General features: G+C 71.9%; 12 protein-coding genes. 10 read left to right on the forward strand and 2 right to left on the reverse strand.

Going from position 1 to position 18,192, the window contains the following annotated elements:
* Positions 1 to 129: 129 nt before the first annotated feature.
* Entirely contained in the window at positions 130 to 1,056 is a 927-nt protein-coding gene (locus AB1K56_RS09280; RefSeq protein ID WP_371205409.1) for a heme o synthase, read from the reverse strand.
* Positions 1,057 to 1,284: 228 nt separating this feature from the next.
* Here AB1K56_RS09280 and tkt point away from each other — a divergent pair, with 228 nt between their 5' ends.
* The 7 genes from tkt (at position 1,285) to AB1K56_RS09315 (ending at position 12,178) form a co-directional block, all read left to right on the forward strand.
* Positions 1,285 to 3,384, forward strand: coding sequence for a transketolase (gene tkt / locus AB1K56_RS09285; protein ID WP_371205441.1), 2,100 nt, complete (start codon positions 1,285 to 1,287; stop codon positions 3,382 to 3,384).
* A gap of 18 nt (positions 3,385 to 3,402) precedes the next feature.
* The gene (tal, locus tag AB1K56_RS09290; RefSeq protein ID WP_371205410.1) at positions 3,403 to 4,524 is read left to right on the forward strand and encodes a transaldolase; all 1,122 of its coding nucleotides are present in this window, start codon (positions 3,403 to 3,405) and stop codon (positions 4,522 to 4,524) included.
* Positions 4,521 to 6,149, forward strand: coding sequence for a glucose-6-phosphate isomerase (locus AB1K56_RS09295; RefSeq protein ID WP_371205411.1), 1,629 nt, complete (start codon positions 4,521 to 4,523; stop codon positions 6,147 to 6,149). The genes tal and AB1K56_RS09295 overlap by 4 nt, the downstream gene beginning before the upstream one ends.
* Positions 6,150 to 6,152: 3 nt before the next feature.
* The gene (gene zwf / locus AB1K56_RS09300) at positions 6,153 to 7,703 is read left to right on the forward strand and encodes a glucose-6-phosphate dehydrogenase (protein ID WP_371205412.1); all 1,551 of its coding nucleotides are present in this window, start codon (positions 6,153 to 6,155) and stop codon (positions 7,701 to 7,703) included.
* Positions 7,700 to 8,647: a glucose-6-phosphate dehydrogenase assembly protein OpcA gene (locus tag AB1K56_RS09305; RefSeq protein ID WP_371205413.1), complete on the forward strand. Its 948-nt coding sequence runs from the start codon at positions 7,700 to 7,702 to the stop codon at positions 8,645 to 8,647. Before zwf ends, AB1K56_RS09305 begins: the two co-directional genes overlap by 4 nt.
* Positions 8,644 to 9,435, forward strand: coding sequence for a 6-phosphogluconolactonase (gene pgl, locus AB1K56_RS09310; protein ID WP_136585799.1), 792 nt, complete (start codon positions 8,644 to 8,646; stop codon positions 9,433 to 9,435). Before AB1K56_RS09305 ends, pgl begins: the two co-directional genes overlap by 4 nt.
* Before the next feature lie 169 nt (positions 9,436 to 9,604).
* Positions 9,605 to 12,178, forward strand: a complete 2,574-nt coding sequence (locus AB1K56_RS09315) for a LuxR C-terminal-related transcriptional regulator (protein WP_371205414.1) — start codon at positions 9,605 to 9,607, stop codon at positions 12,176 to 12,178.
* A 121-nt stretch (positions 12,179 to 12,299) separates the two neighbouring features.
* On the opposite strand, the gene AB1K56_RS09320 is transcribed toward AB1K56_RS09315, so the two are convergent.
* On the reverse strand, positions 12,300 to 13,613 hold the full coding sequence (locus AB1K56_RS09320; RefSeq protein ID WP_371205415.1) for a glycosyltransferase family 2 protein: 1,314 nt from the start codon (positions 13,611 to 13,613) through the stop codon (positions 12,300 to 12,302).
* A 318-nt stretch (positions 13,614 to 13,931) separates the two neighbouring features.
* Between AB1K56_RS09320 and AB1K56_RS09325 the strand changes: the two genes are divergently transcribed.
* From AB1K56_RS09325 to glmS, 3 genes are read left to right on the forward strand one after another with little or no spacing between them, the layout of a single operon-like run.
* Complete coding sequence (locus tag AB1K56_RS09325) at positions 13,932 to 15,305, forward strand: nucleotide sugar dehydrogenase (protein WP_371205416.1); 1,374 nt, start codon at positions 13,932 to 13,934, stop codon at positions 15,303 to 15,305.
* Positions 15,302 to 16,363, forward strand: a complete 1,062-nt coding sequence (locus AB1K56_RS09330) for an NAD-dependent epimerase/dehydratase family protein (RefSeq protein WP_371205417.1) — start codon at positions 15,302 to 15,304, stop codon at positions 16,361 to 16,363. The genes AB1K56_RS09325 and AB1K56_RS09330 overlap by 4 nt, the downstream gene beginning before the upstream one ends.
* Entirely contained in the window at positions 16,363 to 18,171 is a 1,809-nt protein-coding gene (gene glmS / locus AB1K56_RS09335) for a glutamine--fructose-6-phosphate transaminase (isomerizing) (RefSeq protein WP_371205418.1), read from the forward strand. Before AB1K56_RS09330 ends, glmS begins: the two co-directional genes overlap by 1 nt.
* Positions 18,172 to 18,192 lie beyond the last annotated feature (21 nt).

The raw sequence follows: 18,192 nt of genomic DNA on the forward strand, positions 1-18,192 counted from the left end.
GGCTGAGAGAGCGGCCCCGCGTCCCCCGACTGACCGTGACCGCGGGGCGTCCCCGCGAGGCCGAGAGCCGGCATCCGGAAACGTCGAAGCGCCCGCCCCGAGAACGGGACGGGCGCTGGTCGGATCCGATCAGAAGGGCAGTAGCGGGTCGACCGCGATGGCCACGAAGAGCAGGGTGAGGTACGTGATCGACGCGTGGAACACGCGCATCGGCCGCGGCTCGCCACCGCGGACGGCACGCGAGTAGAGGCGGTGCGACTCGTAGATGAACCATCCGCCGAAGACCAGCGCCGAGACCGAGTAGACCAGTCCCATCGGAGCGACGGGGATCAGCAGCAGCGAGCACGCAACGGTCGCCCACGCGTAGAGGATGACCTGCAGGCCCACCTGCGATCCGCTGCGCGTGGCGCCGAGCATCGGCACGTCGACCTCGTCGTACTGGGCGGCGTACTTCATCGACAGCGGCCAGTAGTGCGGCGGCGTCCACAGGAACACCAGGGCGAACAGGATGAACGGCGCCCACGACAGCGAGCCCGTCACCGCGGACCAGCCGATGAGAACCGGGAAGCAGCCGGCGATCCCGCCCCACACGATGTTCTGCTCGGTGCGGCGCTTGAGAATCATCGTGTAGATGACGACGTAGAAGAAGATGGCCGCCGCGGACAGCCCCGCTGCGAGCGGGTTCGTGAAGGCCCACAGCCACACCGTCGAGAAGACCGCGAGCGTCCACGCGAAGACGAGGGCCCCGCGCGGCGAGACCTCTCCCGTCACGAGCGGGCGGTTCACCGTGCGCTGCATGTGTGCGTCGATGTCGCGGTCGAGGTACATGTTGAACGCGGCCGCCGATCCGGCGCTCAGCGAGCCGCCGATGACGGTCGCCAGGATCAACCAGAGGTTCGGCAAGCCGCCCTGCGCGAGGATCATCACCGGAACGGTGGTCACCAGCAGGAGCTCGAGGACGCGGGGCTTCGTCAGAGCGACGTAGGCCCGAAGAGTGCGTCCGACGGAGCGGCGATCGGTCGTCGCAATGACGTGCGACGTCGTCGAGATGTCCATCGTCCCCCGGGGTAGCGCGGATGTAACCCTGTCGATTCTAGGCCATCTCCACCACACCCCCGGCCGCCTGTCGACCCCCCGTCACGAACGGCAACGGCCTCGGTCGTTCTCGCTATGCTGGCGGGGAACGCGCGCCCCGCGCCGACACCCCACCCCCCTCCCACTCCTACGGTGACGAGCGCGGACGTCGGTACGTGAATCGGGCGCAGGATCGAGAAAGGCACCGTGTTGTCGGACTTCGAATGGGACGAGATCGATCGGCGCGCGGTGGACACCGCACGCATCCTGGCGGCTGACGCCGTCGAGAAGGTGGGCAACGGCCACCCGGGCACGGCCATGTCGCTGGCCCCCGCCGCCTACCTGCTGTACCAGCGGGTGCTCCGCCACGACCCGGCCGACACGCACTGGCCCGGGCGCGACCGCTTCATCCTCTCCGCCGGTCACTCCTCGCTCACGCAGTACGTGCAGCTGTACCTCGGCGGCTTCGGCCTCGAGCTGAAGGACCTCGAGGCGCTGCGCACCTGGGGCTCGCTCACCCCCGGCCACCCCGAGTACGGCCACACCGACGGCGTCGAGATCACGACCGGACCGCTCGGCCAGGGCCTGGCCTCGTCCGTGGGCTTCGCGTACGCCGCCCGGTACGAGCGCGGTCTCTTCGACCCCGAGACCCCCGCCGGCGAGAGCCCCTTCGACCACTACGTCTACGTGATCGCCGGCGACGGCGACCTCCAGGAGGGCGTGACGAGCGAGGCCTCCTCGCTGGCCGGCCACCAGGAGCTCGGCAACCTCATCGCGATCTACGACTCGAACCAGATCTCGATCGAGGACGACACCAACGTCGCCTTCACCGAGGACGTCCGGAAGCGCTACGAGTCGTACGGCTGGCACGTCCAGACGGTCGACTGGAAGAAGACCGGTCAATACGTCGAAGACGTCGCCGAGCTGCACGCCGCGATCGAGGCCGCGAAGGGCGAGACCAGCAAGCCCTCGCTCATCATCCTCAAGACGATCATCGGCTGGCCCTCGCCCGGCAAGCAGAACTCCGGCAAGATCCACGGCTCCGCCCTCGGCGCCGACGAGCTGAAGGCCACCAAGGAGGTGCTCGGCTTCGACCCCGAGCAGCACTTCGCCGTCGCCGACGACGTCATCTCCCACACGCGCGAGCTCGTGCAGCGCGGCGAGGCAGAGAAGGCCGCCTGGCAGGAGAAGTTCGACGCGTGGGCCGCTGCCCACCCCGAGCGCAAGCAGCTGTGGGACCGCATGCAGGCCCGCGAGCTCCCCGCCGACATCGCCGACGCCCTCCCCGCCTTCGAAGCGGGCAAGGACGTCTCCACCCGTGCGGCCTCGGGCACGGTCATCAACGCCCTCGCCGCCGAGCTCCCCGAGCTCTGGGGCGGATCGGCCGACCTCGCCGAGTCCAACCTCACGACGATCAAGAACGCCAAGTCGTTCATCCCCTCGTCGTGGTCGACGCACGAGTGGTCGGGCGACCCCTACGGCCGCGTGCTGCACTTCGGCATCCGCGAGCACGCCATGGGCGCGATCCTCAACGGCATCGTGCTGCACGGACCGACCCGTCCGTTCGGCGGCACGTTCCTCATCTTCAGCGACTACATGCGCCCGCCGGTTCGTCTGGCCGCGCTGATGAACATCCCGACGATCTTCGTCTGGACGCACGACTCCGTCGCCCTCGGCGAAGACGGTCCGACGCACCAGCCGATCGAGCAGCTCGCGACCCTCCGTGCCATCCCGAACTTCGCGCTCGTGCGTCCCGCGGATGCCAACGAGACCTCCGTCGTGTGGCTCGAGATGCTCCGCCGCACCGCCGGGCCCGCGGGTATCGCGCTCACCCGCCAGAACATCCCCGTGTTCGCGCGCGGCGAGGGCGCGGCATCCGGTGACGAGTTCGCGTCGGCCGAGGGCGCCGTCAAGGGCGCCTACGTGCTCGCGGAGGCCAAGAACGGCGAGCCCGACGTCATCCTCATCGCGACCGGCTCCGAAGTGCAGCTGGCCGTCGAGGCGCGCGAGACGCTGGCCGCCGAGGGCGTCCACGCCCGCGTCGTGTCGGCCCCGTCGCTGGAGTGGTTCGCCGAGCAGGACGAGGCGTACCGCGAGTCGGTCCTGCCGTCGTCGGTGAAGGCGCGCGTCTCGGTCGAGGCCGGCTCGGCGCTCAGCTGGCACGGCATCGTCGGCGACGCCGGTCGCTCGGTCGCGATCGAGCACTTCGGTGCGTCGGCCGACTACAAGACCCTGTTCCAGAAGTTCGGCATCACGGCCGAGGCCGTCGTCGAAGCCGCCCGCGACTCGCTCGCCGCGGCGAAGAAGTAATCCGAGGAGAACAACGACATGAGCACTCCCACCGCAGACCTCGCCGCTCAGGGCGTCAGCATCTGGCTCGACGACCTGTCGCGTCAGCGCATCCAGTCCGGCAACCTCGCCGAGCTCATCGACTCGCGCAACGTCTCGGGCGTCACGACCAACCCGACCATCTTCGCCGGGGCCCTGTCGAAGGGCGAGGCGTACGAGGGCCAGGTGAAGGAGCTCGCCGCGGCGGGCGCCGACGTCGACGAGGCGATCTTCTCCATCACCACCGACGACGTGCGCGACGCGTGCGACATCTTCCTGCCGGTGTTCGAGGCCACGAACGGCGTCGACGGCCGCGTGTCGATCGAGGTCTCGCCCGACCTCGCGCACGACACCGAGGGCACCGTCGCGCAGGCGAAAGACCTGTCGGCCCGCGTTGACCGCAAGAACGTCCTCATCAAGATCCCCGCGACCAAGGCGGGCCTGCCCGCCATCACCGAGGTCATCGGCGCGGGCATCTCGGTGAACGTCACGCTGATCTTCAGCCTCGAGCGCTACGAAGAGGTCATCGACGCGTACCTCGCGGGTGTCGAGAAGGCGCACGCCGCCGGCCACGACATCTCGACCCTGCAGTCGGTCGCCTCGTTCTTCGTCTCCCGCGTCGACACCGAGATCGACAAGCGTCTCGCCGCGATCGGCACCGACGAGGCGGCGGGGCTGAAGGGCAAGGCGGGCATCGCCAACGCCCGTCTGGCCTACGAGCTGTACGAGAAGAAGTTCTCCGAGGACCGCGCGAAGAAGCTCCTGGATGCCGGTGCCACGGTGCAGCGTCCCCTGTGGGCCTCGACGGGCGTCAAGGACCCCGCGCTGCCTGACACGCTCTACGTGACCGAGCTCGTCGCCCCGGGCACCGTCAACACGATGCCCGAGAAGACCCTCGAGGCCACCTTCGACCACGGTGTCATCACCGGCGACACCGTGACCGGCGCGTACGCCGAGGCGCACGACGTGTTCGACCGGCTCGCCGCGGCGGGCGTCGACGTGGCCGACGCCACGCAGACGCTCGAGGACGAGGGCGTGGAGAAGTTCATCGCCTCGTGGCACGAGCTGCAAGACACCGTGAAGACCGCTCTCGACGCCGGAAGCGCCCAGGCAGCCCAGTGAGCTTCGCCGTCAAGGTCACCGGCCACGTCGCCGCGGTCGTCCACGCGGAGCTCCCGGCACTGACCGGGTCGCTCATCGCGTCGGGCATCACCGCGGGGGATGCGAGCCTGTGGGGCGCGGCAGCCGAGGACGAGGCCTCTCGTCGGCTCGGGTGGGTGGGAGCCGTTTCGGTCTCCCGCCCGCTCGTACCCGAGATCACCGCCCTGCGCGACGAGCTCGCCGCGCAGGGCGTGACCCGGGTGGTGCTGGCCGGAATGGGCGGCTCCTCCCTCGCCCCCGAGGTCATCGCGCAGTCCGCCGGTGTGCCGCTGGTCGTCCTCGACTCCACCTCGCCCGGCCAGGTCCTGGCCGCGATCGACGGCGATTCCGAATCGGGCGGCCTCGAGCAGACCGTCCTGGTGGTGTCGAGCAAGTCGGGATCGACCATCGAGACCGACTCCGCCAAGCGCGCCTTCGAGGCCGCCTTCCGCGACGTGGGCATCGACCCCGCGCAGCGCATCGTCGTGGTCACCGACCCCGGCTCCCCTCTCGAGCAGTCCGCTCGCGCGGACGGATACCGCGTCTTCACCGCCGACCCGACCGTGGGCGGGCGCTACTCCGCCCTCACCGCGTTCGGCCTCGTGCCCGCGGGACTGGCCGGCGTCGACATCGACGACCTCCTCGACGAGGCCGATGCGACCCTGCTCGAGGTCGCCATCGACGCTCCCGAGAACCCGGCCCTCGTGCTCGCCGCGGCGATCGCGGGCGGCGGCGCCGGTCGCCGCGACAAGCTCGGGCTCGTCACCGACGGGAGCCACCTCATCGGTCTGCCCGACTGGATCGAGCAGCTCGTCGCCGAGTCCACGGGCAAAGACGGCACCGGCATCCTGCCGGTCGTCCTGCTGCCCGTCTCGCCCGAGCTCGAGGCGAAGCCCGACGACCTGCAGATCGTGCGGTTCGTCGACGACGCCGACGCGTTCCACCTCTTCGAGCGCCACACCGATGAGGTGCTGGTCAGCGGCTCCCTCGGCGCGCAGTTCGTCGTCTGGGAGCACGCGACCGCGATCGCCGGGCGCATGCTCGGCATCGACCCGTTCGATCAGCCCGACGTCGAGTCGGCGAAAGAGGCGACGCGCGGCCTGCTCGAGGCGCAGCCCGAGCCCACCGCGCCGGCCTTCGTCGCCGACGGCGTCGAGGTGCGCGTGTCCGACCCGGCCCTCGCCGAGAGCGGCACGGTCGCGGGCGTGCTCGCCGCGCTGTGGAGCCGCGTGCCCGCGGACGGCTACGTGAGCCTGCAGGCGTACGTCAACCGCCTCGAGCTCGCCCAGCTCTCCGGGCTCCGCGAACTCGTCGCGGCCGACACCGGTCGACCGACCACGTTCGGGTGGGGACCGCGGTTCCTCCACTCCACCGGGCAGTACCACAAGGGCGGACCCGCCACCGGCGTGTTCCTCCAGATCATCGAACGCACCGACGTCGACCTCGAGATCCCGGGGCGACCGTTCACGTTCGGACAACTCATCCAGGCACAGGCCGCGGGAGACGCGAGCGTGCTGGCGGGAGCGGCCCACGGCCGTCCCGTCGTCACGCTGACGCTGACCGACCCGCAGGTCGAGGTGCTCTCACTCTTCGAGGCGGCACAGTAAGACATGGTCGTAGAGATCACACCGGGTCACAATCCCCTCCGCGATCCCGAGGATCGCCGACTCAATCGCATCGCCGGGCCCAGCGCCCTGGTGATCTTCGGCGTGACGGGAGACCTCTCGCGCAAGAAGCTCATGCCGGCGGTCTACGACCTCGCCAACCGCGGGCTCCTGCCCCCCGGGTTCGCGCTGGTGGGCTTCGCCCGCCGCGACTGGGAGGACCAGGACTTCGCGAAGGTCGTCTACGAGTCGGTCAAGAAGTACGCCCGCACGGAGTTCCGCGAGGAGACGTGGAAGGAGCTGCTCGAGGGCATCCGCTTCGTGCAGGGCGAGTTCGACGACCCCGACGCCTTCGCACGACTGCGCGACACCGTCGACAAGCTCGACACCGAGCGCGGCACGATGGGCAACCACGCCTACTACCTGTCCATCCCGCCGAAGGCGTTCCCCCTCGTCACGACCCAGCTGAAGGCCTCCGGCCTCGTGGGCGACAGCGCCGAGGACACGAAGGGCTGGCGCCGCGTCGTCATCGAGAAGCCGTTCGGTCACGACCTGGCATCCGCCCGCGAGCTCAACGAGGTCGTCGAGAGCGCCTTCCCGGCCGACGCGATCTTCCGCATCGACCACTACCTCGGCAAAGAGACCGTGCAGAACATCCTCGCGCTGCGCTTCGCGAACGAGCTGTACGAGCCGATCTGGAACCGCAACTACGTCGACCACGTGCAGATCACGATGGCCGAGGACATCGGGGTGGGCGGCCGGGCCGGCTACTACGACGGCATCGGCGCGGCGCGCGACGTCATCCAGAACCACCTCCTGCAGCTGCTCGCCCTCACGGCGATGGAGGAGCCCATCAGCTTCAACGCCGCGGACCTGCGCGCCGAGAAGGAGAAGGTGCTCGCCGCCGTCCGCCTCCCGGAGAACCTCGCCGAGGCGACCGCGCGCGGTCAGTACGCCGGCGGCTGGCAGGGCGGCGAGAAGGTCCTCGGCTTCCTCGAGGAAGACGGGATGAACCCCGAGTCGGTCACCGAGACCTACGCGGCGATCAAGCTCGAGATCAACACGCGCCGCTGGTCGGGGGTGCCGTTCTACGTCCGCAGCGGCAAGCGTCTCGGCCGTCGCGTGACCGAGGTCGCGGTGGTGTTCAAGCGCGCCCCGCAGCAGCTCTTCTCGCGCAGCCAGACCCAGGAGCTCGGCCAGAACGCGCTCGTCATCCGCGTGCAGCCCGACGAGGGCGTCACGATCCGCTTCGGGTCGAAGGTCCCCGGTGACGGCACGCAGGTGCGCGACGTCACCATGGACTTCGGCTACGGCCACGCCTTCACCGAGGCCAGCCCCGAGGCCTATGAGCGCCTCATCCTCGACGTGCTGCTGGGCGACCCGCCGTTGTTCCCGCGCCACGAGGAGGTCGAGCTCAGCTGGAAGATCCTCGACCCGATCGAGGAGTACTGGGCCGCCGAGGGCGGTCCTCTCGAACAGTATTCGCCCGGGTCGTGGGGGCCGGCATCCGCCGACGAACTCCTCGCCCGCGACGGCCGCACCTGGAGGCGCCCGTGATCATCGATCTGCCCGACACGACCGTCAGCGCGATCTCGAAGAGCCTCGTGAGCGTGCGCGAAGAGGGCGGCGCCGTCGCCCTCGGCCGCGTGCTCACGCTCATCATCGTCACGCATCACGGTGCCGAAGAAGAAGTCATCGAGGCCGCGAACGACGCCTCTCGCGAGCACCCGATGCGCGTCATCGCCGTGCTCTTCGGCGACGAGGGCGAAGAGCCGCGGCTCGACGCGCAGATCCGCGTCGGCGGCGATGCCGGAGCGAGCGAGGTCGTCGTCCTGCGCGCCCACGGCGCCGCGGGCTCGAACGCCGAGAGCCTCGTCACCGGCCTGCTGCTGCCCGACGCTCCGGTGGTCGCGTGGTGGCCCGCCGAGGCCCCCGAGGATCCCTCGCATTCCGCGATCGGCCGCATCGCCCAGCGCCGCATCACCGACGCCTCGTCGCAGGCCGATCCCGCGGCCTGGGTCGCGCGACTCGGCGAGCACTACGCGCCCGGAGACACCGACTTCGCGTGGACGCGCGTCACCCGCTGGCGCGAGCAGCTCGCCGCGGTGCTCGACCAGCCGCCGTTCGAGCCGGTGACGGCGATCGAGGTGCGCGGCGCCGCCGACTCCCCCTCGACCGCCTTGCTGGCGGCATGGCTCGGCATGAAGCTCGACGCCCCCGTCGACTACGCCTACCTCCCGGCCGACGAATGGGCGAGCGGCATCAAGTCCGTGCGCCTCACACGGCCGAGCGGTGACACGCTGCTCGAGCGCCCCGAGGCCGGTATCGCCGTGCTGACGCAGCCCGGTCAGCCCACCCACGACCTCGCCTTCCCGCGACGAACCCTGCGCGAGTGCCTCGCCGAGGAGCTGCGCCGCCTCGACCCCGACCTGCTCTACGGGCGCGTGATCACCGAGGGCCACAGCCTGCTCCTCGCCGCAAGCTCCGAGGACGCCTCGTGACCGACAACGGCGCGGCCAAGCGCGTCATCATCAAGCGCGACGCCGACACCCTCGCCGAGTACGTCGCGACCCGGTTCATGAACCGCATCGTCAAGCGCGTCGCCGAGGGCAAGCGCATGCACATCTGCCTCACCGGCGGCACGATGGGCGGAGCGGTGCTGCGGACGGCGGCGCGCGATGAGCGTGTCTCCGACGTCGACTGGTCGCTGGTGCACTTCTGGTTCGGCGACGAGCGGTTCGTGCCGCGCGACAGCGACGACCGCAACGAGAAGCAGGCGCGCGAGGCCTTCCTCGATCACCTCGACATCCCCGCCGAGAACATCCACGTCGTGGCCTCCACCGACGACGGTCTCGACCTGGATGCCGCGGCGATCGCCTACGCCGACGAACTGGCGCAGTTCGCCCCCTCGGACCGCAGCGAGACCGGCCCCTGGCCGTCGTTCGACATCTGCTTCCTGGGTGTCGGGCCCGACGCGCACATCGCGTCGCTCTTCCCGGACCGGCCGGAGATCTCGGTGACCGATCGCGCCACCGTGCCGGTGCGCGACTCCCCCAAGCCTCCCGCCGAGCGCGTGTCGCTCACCCGTCCCGTCATCAACTCCTCGAAGCGGGTCTGGATGGTCATCGCGGGAGCCGACAAGGCTGCCGCCCTCGGGCTGGCCCTCGCCGGAGCGAGCTATCAGAGCGTCCCCGCGGCCGGGGCCAAGGGCCGCCGCCGCACCGCGTTCTTCGTCGACGAGGTGGCCGCGGACCAGGTTCCCCCGCAGCTCATCGACCGCGAGTACTGAGCGCCCGGAGAACCTCGAGAGACCGGACCCGATCCGGTCTCTCGGCGTCCTCCGGGGCGGCGGGGGCTTGTCAGAACGTGAAACCCGACCTACCCTTCGGGTGGGGGGCATCCCGGTTCGACGCGACGGTCACGGTCGTCGGTCGGCAGACGCGCGAGGGAGCGTCCGGATGCCATTTGTCGGTCGTCAACGAGAGCTGCATGTCGCTGCGAACCTGATCGGTTCCGGGAGCGGTGCGGCGGGCCTGTTCGTCGGAGAGGGCGCGTCGGGGAAGACGACGCTCGCGCGCGAGATCGCCGCGCGACACGACGCCGTCCTGGTCACGGCGAGTCCGAGCGAGCGGATGTGGCCGCTCTCCGGTCTCACCGCGATCATCGCCGCGCTCGACGATGAGCGCAGGGCCGCCGTCGACACGGTGCTCGCGCGCGGGCGGGACTGGCCGGAGCACCTCATCGCCGAGGAGGTGAGCCGCACCCTGCACCTGCTGCGCGCCGACCCGCACGTCGTCGTGATCGACGACCTCGACGAGATGGACAGCGCGAGCATCACCGTCCTGTCGTACGTGTTCGCGCGACTGCGCGGCACCGGGGTGAGCGTCATCGCGACCAGCGGCACGTTCGAGGGGCGACACGACTTCGCCGGACTGCTGCAGACCCGCATCCACCGTCTGTCGTTCGCGGAGTCCGTCGAACTGGCCGGTCACGTGCTCGGACCCGGCGCGTCGCGCGCCGTGCTGCACGTCGTCGCCGAGCTGACGGCGGGCGACCCCGGCATCCTGACGGCCCTGCGCCTGACGCCCCCCGAGGTCGCCGGCGAAGAGCCGCTGTCCCTGCCGCTGCGCGTCGTCGGGTCGAGCTCGCACCGACGTCCGTCGGACGACCGTCCCCGCGACCCGCGCCTGTCGGCGCTTCTCGATCTGCTCGCGGTCGGACCCGTCTACGGTGTCGACAGGCTGCGCGAGAGGGCCCGCGCCGACGGCGTCGACATCGACGATCTGCTGGAGGACGGCAGCGTGGTCGTGCGCGGGGAGCTCGCGCGCATCGCCGACCCGGCCCATCGGCTGCGTCGGCACGCCGGGCTGCGTCCGGAGCAGCGTCGCACCCTGCACGCCCAGGCCGCAGAGGATCACGCCGTCGACTACCCCGCGACACGGCGGTGGCACGAGAGCTTCCTCGACCCCGCCGCCGACCGCGCGCGCCTCCTGCAGGGGGCCGTGCTGCTCACGCGCGAGGACGAGGTGATCGCCGCGGTGGAGTTCGCCGAACGCGCGCTGGCCGGCGAGATCGACGAAGCGCGGCGCTGCGACCTCCTCGTCGAGCTCGGCGACGCCCTGGTCCTCGACGGTCACGACCTCCTCGCGCAGCACTACCTCCGCAGGGCGGGGGTGAGCGCCGACCCCGACACCCGGCTGCGCGCGGCCATCGCCCGGCTGCGCGCCGGTGCGGTCGCCGATCACGTCGTGGACGACAGCGTGCTGACGCACGCCGATCCGCGGATCGGGGCCGACCCCGCGGCATCCGAGATGCTCCTGTGCGAGTCCGCGGCGCTGCACCTGCACCGCGGGGAGGTCGACGCGGCCGTGGCGTGCATCGCGATGGCCGCCGAACGGGGGGTCGCGTCGACGCAGACGGCCCTGTTGGCGCGCATCGCGGACGAGATGGGAGGATGCCGCTCGACCGGCGCCCTGGCCCACCCCCTCGATGCGATCGAGACGGGGGCGATCGATCTCCCCGTCCCGCAGACGGCCCTCGAGCAGATGCCCGCCGAGCAGGCGCTGCTGCAGGCGGGACTCCTCCTGCTGCGCGAGGACTACCCCGCCGCCCGTCGCGTCGCGCGGGCGCAGCTCGACCGCTCACCGCGGATCGCGCCGATGTGGCGGGAGCACCTGCTGCGGCAGCTGGTCACGATCGACGTGCGGGCCGGCGACCCGGCGTCCGCCGAGGAGACGGTGACGGCCTGGCGACGCGAATGGATCCCCGGGCGCAGCACCGACGCCTCCAGCACCCTCGTGCTCGCCGCCGCGGCCGCCCTGCAGTCGCCCCCGGTGGGCGCGGAAGATCTCGTCCGGCAGGGTCGGGACCGTGCGCGGCGCGAGGGGGCGACCGCCCTGCTGCCGTGGTTCGACGGCGTCGAGGGGACCATCGCCCTCGACGAGGGCCGCTTCGCCGAGGCCGTCGACCTCCTTCGCGCGGCGCGGACGGCGACCTCCGACACCGACCCCGCCGTGACGCGCACCCTGGCCGATCTCATCGAGGCGCTGTGGCTCGCCGGGCGTCACGCCGAGGCCCGCCGCGAACTCGAGCGCTTCGAACGCGATGCGGCGGGAGCCCCGCCCCGTCGGTGGACGACCCTCGCGCTCGCGCGCTCACGGGCCGTGTGCGACTCCGACCGCGATGGCCTCGAGGCGTTCCGCGTCGCGGAGGCGGTCTTCCGCAGCGACGACGCCCCTCTCGAGCAGTCCCGCCTGCGTCGCGCGCGCGAGCGCTGCCTCCCCGGCGAGGCCGCGTCCCCCCTGCGCCCCCTCGTGCCGACGGCGGGCGCGGGAGAGGGAATGCGCGCGCTCACCGCGCACGAGAGGGAGATCGTCGAACTGGTGGAACGAGGGCTGCGCAACCGCGAGATCGCCTCGGCGCTGTTCGTCTCCCTGCGCACCGTGGAGCTGCGACTGACCGGCATCTACCGCAAGCTCGGCGTGACCTCGCGCGTGCAGCTCGTCAGCCGGCTGCGCGGCGCGGTCGGCTGAGCCGCGTCGACGCGCGCGACGTGGAGCCGCGCCTCGAGCCCGCGGCATCGGGGTTCCGGCACGCCGCGAGCCCCGCTGCCGGCGCGAGGTCCCGCCAGGCCTCGAGCCCGCGGCATCCCCCCTACGCCGTCAGACCCGCCGCCCGTCGATCGCGACGCGTGTGCGCCGCCCCCGGGCGCTGCACCGCGCGCCGGTCGGGGCTGCGCCAGCGGCCGTCGGAGGGCCGACCCCACGCGGCGCCCAACGCGCGCAGGCAGAGCAGCGCGTCCCACACGCGCATGAGCGGGTACAGCAGCATCGCCGGCCGCGGCCGCGTGCGCGACACCAGGCAGGTGAAGACGCTCATCGCCAGGTCGACGACGACGAAGCCGACCAGCAGCGGCACCAGGGGCAGCTGCGCCGCCACCTGCCCGGCGACCGCCGCCTCCTCGCCGGTGGCGAGCGCGCTCACGGCGGCCGCGGCGGCCGCGAGCAGCAGCAGGGGCAGGATCGCGGCGAGCACCAGGCTCGACACGACGGTCTCGAGCGCGAACACGCCCACCGACAGCCAGAAGAGCCCGCGGTGCGGGCCGTGGCGGCGCAGCGTCTGCCAGAAGCCGAGGCTCCACCGTCGCACCTGGGCGGAGTAGTCCCGCAGCACCGCGGGATCCTGCGTCTCGGCGATCGCGCACGCGGGGTGGAAGGCGATGCGCCCGAGCCTCTTCGCGTGCACCTCGAAGGTCATGTTGAAGTCCTCGATCGACAGTCCCGGGGCGTCGATGTCGATGCGATCGAGGACGTCGGTGCGGTACAGGCTCGCGAACCCGGGCACGATCGCCACGGCATCCGCTCCGGCCGCCGCCTGCCCGAACTTGTGCAGGTACTGCGTGCAGACGTACGTGCGCTCGCGATAGGCGGTGAGGAAGCGTCCCATGCGCGTCGCGGGCGTCTCGGTCGAGGTGGTCGCCCGGCCGGCCACGGCGACCACCCCGTCGTCGGTGAACAGCGGCAGCGCCGTGCGCAGGTAGTCCGGCCGCGGCCGCGAGTCGGCGTCGAGGAGGAGCAGCAGGGGGAAGCGCTCCGCGATGCGGAAGCGTTCCAGCCCCGCGCGGATCGCCCCCGCCTTGCCGCGGTTGGGCGAGAGGTCCCACGCGGTCGCCCCCGCGGTCCGCGCGCGCGCGACGGTGTCGTCTCGCGACCCGTCGGAGACGACGAAGACGTTGCCCGCGGGGACGAGCCTGCGCGCTGCCCGCACGGCATCCGCGATCACGAGCTCCTCGTCGTGCGCGGCGATGAGCACGGCGACCTCGTCGCCCCGGTAGTACATCGAAGGGATGAGGAGGCCCGGCCGACGGTGGCGCTCGGCCACGAGACGGACCACGGCGACGGTGCCCCAGACCAGGGTCGAGACGCCGACCGTGCAGACGGCGATGAAGACGACGAGCGCCACGGTCATGGCATCCCCTCTCCGAGGCGACAGCCCGGACGGCGGCCGGTCCGCTTCCGGGTCGCGGATCGGTCCCGACGGTACGCCGGAGCCGGCCCCGCGCACCCGGTGCGGACCGCACTCGCGGTTGCGGTTCCCCGCATATCGCCGTGCGGGCGGCGGGAGTCCGCACGATCGACCGGGGTCGCTTGACCACCGTGTCGGGGACGCAGGAACGTGGGCCGCGGATCAGCGCCGATCCTCACCCGACGCCTGACCGCCCACCCGAATCGTCCGAGGGGGCGTGGCCCCCCACCGCCCCCTCGGACCCGCTGTTGGAGGATGAAGATGTCCACGCTCGATGTCCGCCCTGACGTGATCGCTCCGACGACGCCGCTCCCCCGCGACGGCGCCTCCCCTGCCCCGGACACGCCGATCGCCGTCGCCGCGCCGACGCCCGCGTTCGACTTCGACGTCGCGATCGTCGGTCTGGGCTACGTCGGGCTGCCGACCGCCCTGGCGTATCACGCGAGCGGTTCGCGCGTGCTGGCCCTCGACGTGTCGTCGCGGCGCCTGCGCACGATCGCTGCCCGCGGCGCCGACCTGATCGACTCCGACCGGGAACGACTGGATGCCGCACTCCGGCGCCCGAGCGAGTTCCGCCTCACCGGCGACGTGAGCGAGCTCTCCCGGGCGAGCGCGATCGTCGTGTGCGTGCCCACCCCGGTCGACCACCAGCAGGTCCCCGACCTCGCTCCCCTGCGGGCCGCGTGCGCCACCGTCGTCGCCGCGGCCCGCCCGGGGCAGCTCGTCATGCTGACCTCCACGACCTACGTCGGCTGCACGCACGACCTCGTCGAGCAGCCGCTGCGCGAGCGCGGATTCGAGATCGGACGCGACGTCTTCGTCACCTTCAGCGCGGAGCGCATCGACCCCGGCAACATCGGCTTCGCCCAGGAGGTCGTCCCCCGCGTGGTCGGCGGCGCGACCCCCCGCTGCGAGGAGCAGGGCGCTCAGCTGCTCTCGCGCTACGCCGCCCGCGTGCACCGCGTCTCGAGCCTCGCCACCGCCGAGATGACGAAGCTGCTCGAGAACACGTTCCGCGCGGTCAACATCGCCCTCGCGAACGAGTTCGCCGACATCTGCGGAGCTCTCGACGTCCCCGTCACCGAGGTGATCGAGGCGGCCAGCACGAAGCCCTACGGATTCATGGCGTTCTACCCGGGTCCGGGGGTGGGCGGTCACTGCATCCCGTGCGATCCGCACTACCTGCTGTGGCAGCTGAAGGCGCTGCACGTCGACGCGGGGGTGATCACCGAGGCCATGACGCGCATCGCCGCCCGGCCGCGTCGCGTGGTCGAACGCATCCGCGACGTGCTCGGCCGCGCCGGCAAGGGCACGCTCGGCGCCCGCGTGCTCGTGGTCGGGGTGACCTACAAGCCCGACGTCGCCGACCTGCGCGAGTCGCCCGCCCTCGAGATCATCGATCACCTGATCGACGTCGGCGCCGAGGTGCAGTACGTCGACACCCACGCCCCGCACATCCATCTCGACTCCGGCCGCGAGCGCGACTCGCTCGACGATCCGGGGGCGTTCCACCCCGACGTGGTCCTCGTGCACACGCGCCACCACGACTGCGACCTCGGCTGGCTCGACGGCGAGGCCCTCGTGGTCGACGGCACCTACCGCAGCACCGACATCGCGGGGCGGGTGCTCCTGTGAGCGTCGTCCCGGTCTTCGGCTCCGCGGCCGGAGGGATGCGCACCCTCGTCACGGGCGGGGCGGGCTTCGTCGGCAGCCACCTCGTCGAGCACCTGCTCGCCGCAGGCGACGAGGTCGTCGTGCTCGACGACCTGTCGACCGGATCGGCGCGCAACCTCGCCGGCGTCGCCGACAACCCGCGCCTGGAGATGATCCACGGCTCGATCCTGAACAGCCGGACCGTCGACCAGGCGATGCGCACGTGCGACCGCGTGTTCCACCTCGCCGCGGCCGTCGGGGTGAAGCTCATCGTCGAGCAGCCCCTGCGGGGTCTGCGTATCAACATCCACGGCACCGAGAACGTGCTCACCGCGGCCATCGAGCACAAGGCGTCCGTCCTGCTCGTGTCCACGAGCGAGGTCTACGGCAAGAACACGGCCGACCGTCTGCGCGAGGACTCCGACCGCGTGCTCGGCGATCCGCTGCTGTCGCGCTGGACGTACGCGGGGGCGAAGGGCATCGACGAGGCGTTCGCGAAGGCGTACTGCGACCAGGAGGGCCTCGACGTGGCGATCGTCCGCCTGTTCAACACGGTGGGCCCCCGCCAGACGGGCAGGTACGGGATGGTGCTGCCCAACCTCGTCGGTCAGGCCCTGCGCGGGCACCCCCTCACCGTGTTCGGCGACGGTCTGCAGACCCGCTGCTTCTCGGCCGTCGAAGACGTCGTGCCCGCGATGGTCCGCATCGAGCGCGACCCCCGCGCCCGCGGCCAGGCCTACAACCTCGGCGGATCGCGCGAGATCTCCATCCTCGACCTGGCCCGGGAGATCATCGCGACGCTCGACAGTCGCAGCGAGGTGGAGCTGGTCCCGTACGAGCGGGCGTACGCCCCCGGTTTCGAGGACATGCGGCGGCGCGTCCCCGACAACACCAAGGCGCACGACCTCGTCGGCTACGAGCCCACGACCCCGCTCACGACGACGATCATGCGCGTGGCCGCCGATCTGCTCTCCCGCGAGCGGCTCGGTTCGGATGCCATGCCCCTGGCCGCGGCAGGATCGTTCCGGGGCGTGCTCTGATGTGCGGGATCACCGCTTACCGCGGCCCCACCGCGGCGGCATCCCGTGCGCGCGACGCCCTCGAGCGCCTCGAGTACCGCGGCTACGACTCCGCGGGGATCGCCGCCCGGCGTCCGGATGGCTCGACGATGCACGCGCGCACGCTCAGCGGAGTCGCCGCCCTCGCCGTCGTCGTCGGAGAAGAGTCGGCGGATGCCACGACCGCGGCGATCGGGCACACCCGGTGGGCGACGCACGGCGAGGTGAGCGAGGCGAACGCGCACCCGCTGGAGGACTGCGGAGGCCGCCTCTACGTGGTGCACAACGGGATCATCGACAACGCCGACGCGCTGCGGGCGCGGCTCGTCGGAGCCGGACACCGCTTCGCCACCGGCGTGGACAGCGAGGTCATCGTCCACCTCGTCGAGCAGGCGCAGCGCCCCGGCGTCGGCCTCGGCGACGCCCTCGCCGACGCGGTGACCCACCTCTCGGGCTCGTGGGCGGTGGTCGTTCTCGACGCACGCAGCGGCGCGCTCGCGGCGACCGCGCACGGCTCCCCGCTGATCTGCGCCGAGGCGGGTGGCGGCACGTACTTCGCGAGCGACGTGGGCGCGATCGCCCCCGAGGTCGACGAATTCCGCGTGCTCGAAGACGACGACGTGGTCGAGGTCGACGCCGCCGGCCCGCGCTGGCACCGCTCCGGTGGCAGCTGCCGGCCCCGGGGCCTGTGGCCGGTGCCGCGGACGGCATTGCTGGCCAGCACCGGCCGCCACCGCGACCACATGGGCAACGAGATCGACGAGCAGCCCCTCATCGCTCGTCGCGTGCTCGAGGCCCTCTCCCCGGGCATCGCCGACGGTCGACTGTGGAGGGGGCTCGGGCTCCCCTCTGTCGACGGCATCGATCGCGTCGCCGTGCTCGGCTGCGGAACGTCGCTGCACGCGGGTCGCGCCGTCGCCGGGGTTTTCAGCCGCCTCGGGGGGATGCCGACGCGCACCCTCGTCGCGAGCGAGATCGCGCACGAGGTGTGGGAGCCGCGGACGCTCGTGATCGCGATCAGCCAGTCCGGCGAGACCGCCGACGTGCTCCGCGCCCTCGATGCCCTGCCCCCGCGCCACGGCACCGTGCTCGCCCTGACCAACAACACCTCCTCGACGCTCGCTCGCCGTTCCGACGCGGTCATCGACTGCCTGGCCGGTCCCGAGGTGGGGGTCGCGGCGACCAAGACCTTCGTCGCACAGGTCCTCACCGGGGTGTGCGTGGCCCTGTCGGGTCTCGCGGCCGCCGACCGCGGCGACTCCGCGTGCGTGGACGCGGATCTGCGCGCCCTCGCGGCGACGCCCGACGCCCTCGCCGCCGCCCTCGACACGTGGCGGGGTCCGTGCGCGCAGCTCGCCGCCGACCACGCGCGGGCATCGGGCTTCCTCTTCCTCGGCCGGGGGGCCGGTCTCGTGTACGCCGCCGAGGGCGCTCTCAAGCTGAAGGAGCTGTCGTACCGCTGGGCGGAAGCCCAGCCCGCGGGCGAGTTGAAGCACGGTCCGCTGGCCCTGGTGACCACGGGGACCCCCGTGTTCGTCGTCGACAACGGCGATCCGCGTCTCGATGTCGACATCGCCGAGGTGACCGCGCGCGGAGGACGTGTCATCCGGATCGGCGAACGCGTGCTGAACGTCGGCGGGGTGGCGCTCCACCTGCCGCGCACCGGACCCTCGTGGGGCCCGCTCGAGAGCGTCATCCCCCTGCAGATGTTCGCGCGCGAGCTCGCCCTGCGACTGCACCGCGACGTCGACAAGCCGCGCAACCTCGCGAAGTCGGTGACGGTGTCATGAGCGCGATCGACGCCCGCCGGC

Source organism: Microbacterium sp. BWR-S6Y (assembly GCF_041379845.1).
Lineage (GTDB): Bacteria > Actinomycetota > Actinomycetes > Actinomycetales > Microbacteriaceae > Microbacterium > Microbacterium hydrothermale.

Excerpts from the sequence above, each read along its gene's own strand:
- AB1K56_RS09280 (WP_371205409.1), bottom strand. The coding sequence starts at position 1,056 with ATGGACATCTCGACGACGTCGCACGTCATTGCGACGACCGATCGCCGC.
- tal (WP_371205410.1), top strand. The coding sequence starts at position 3,403 with ATGAGCACTCCCACCGCAGACCTCGCCGCTCAGGGCGTCAGCATCTGG.
- zwf (WP_371205412.1), top strand. The coding sequence starts at position 6,153 with ATGGTCGTAGAGATCACACCGGGTCACAATCCCCTCCGCGATCCCGAG.
- AB1K56_RS09315 (WP_371205414.1), top strand. The coding sequence starts at position 9,605 with ATGCCATTTGTCGGTCGTCAACGAGAGCTGCATGTCGCTGCGAACCTG.
- AB1K56_RS09320 (WP_371205415.1), bottom strand. The coding sequence starts at position 13,613 with ATGACCGTGGCGCTCGTCGTCTTCATCGCCGTCTGCACGGTCGGCGTC.
- AB1K56_RS09325 (WP_371205416.1), top strand. The coding sequence starts at position 13,932 with ATGTCCACGCTCGATGTCCGCCCTGACGTGATCGCTCCGACGACGCCG.
- glmS (WP_371205418.1), top strand. The coding sequence starts at position 16,363 with ATGTGCGGGATCACCGCTTACCGCGGCCCCACCGCGGCGGCATCCCGT.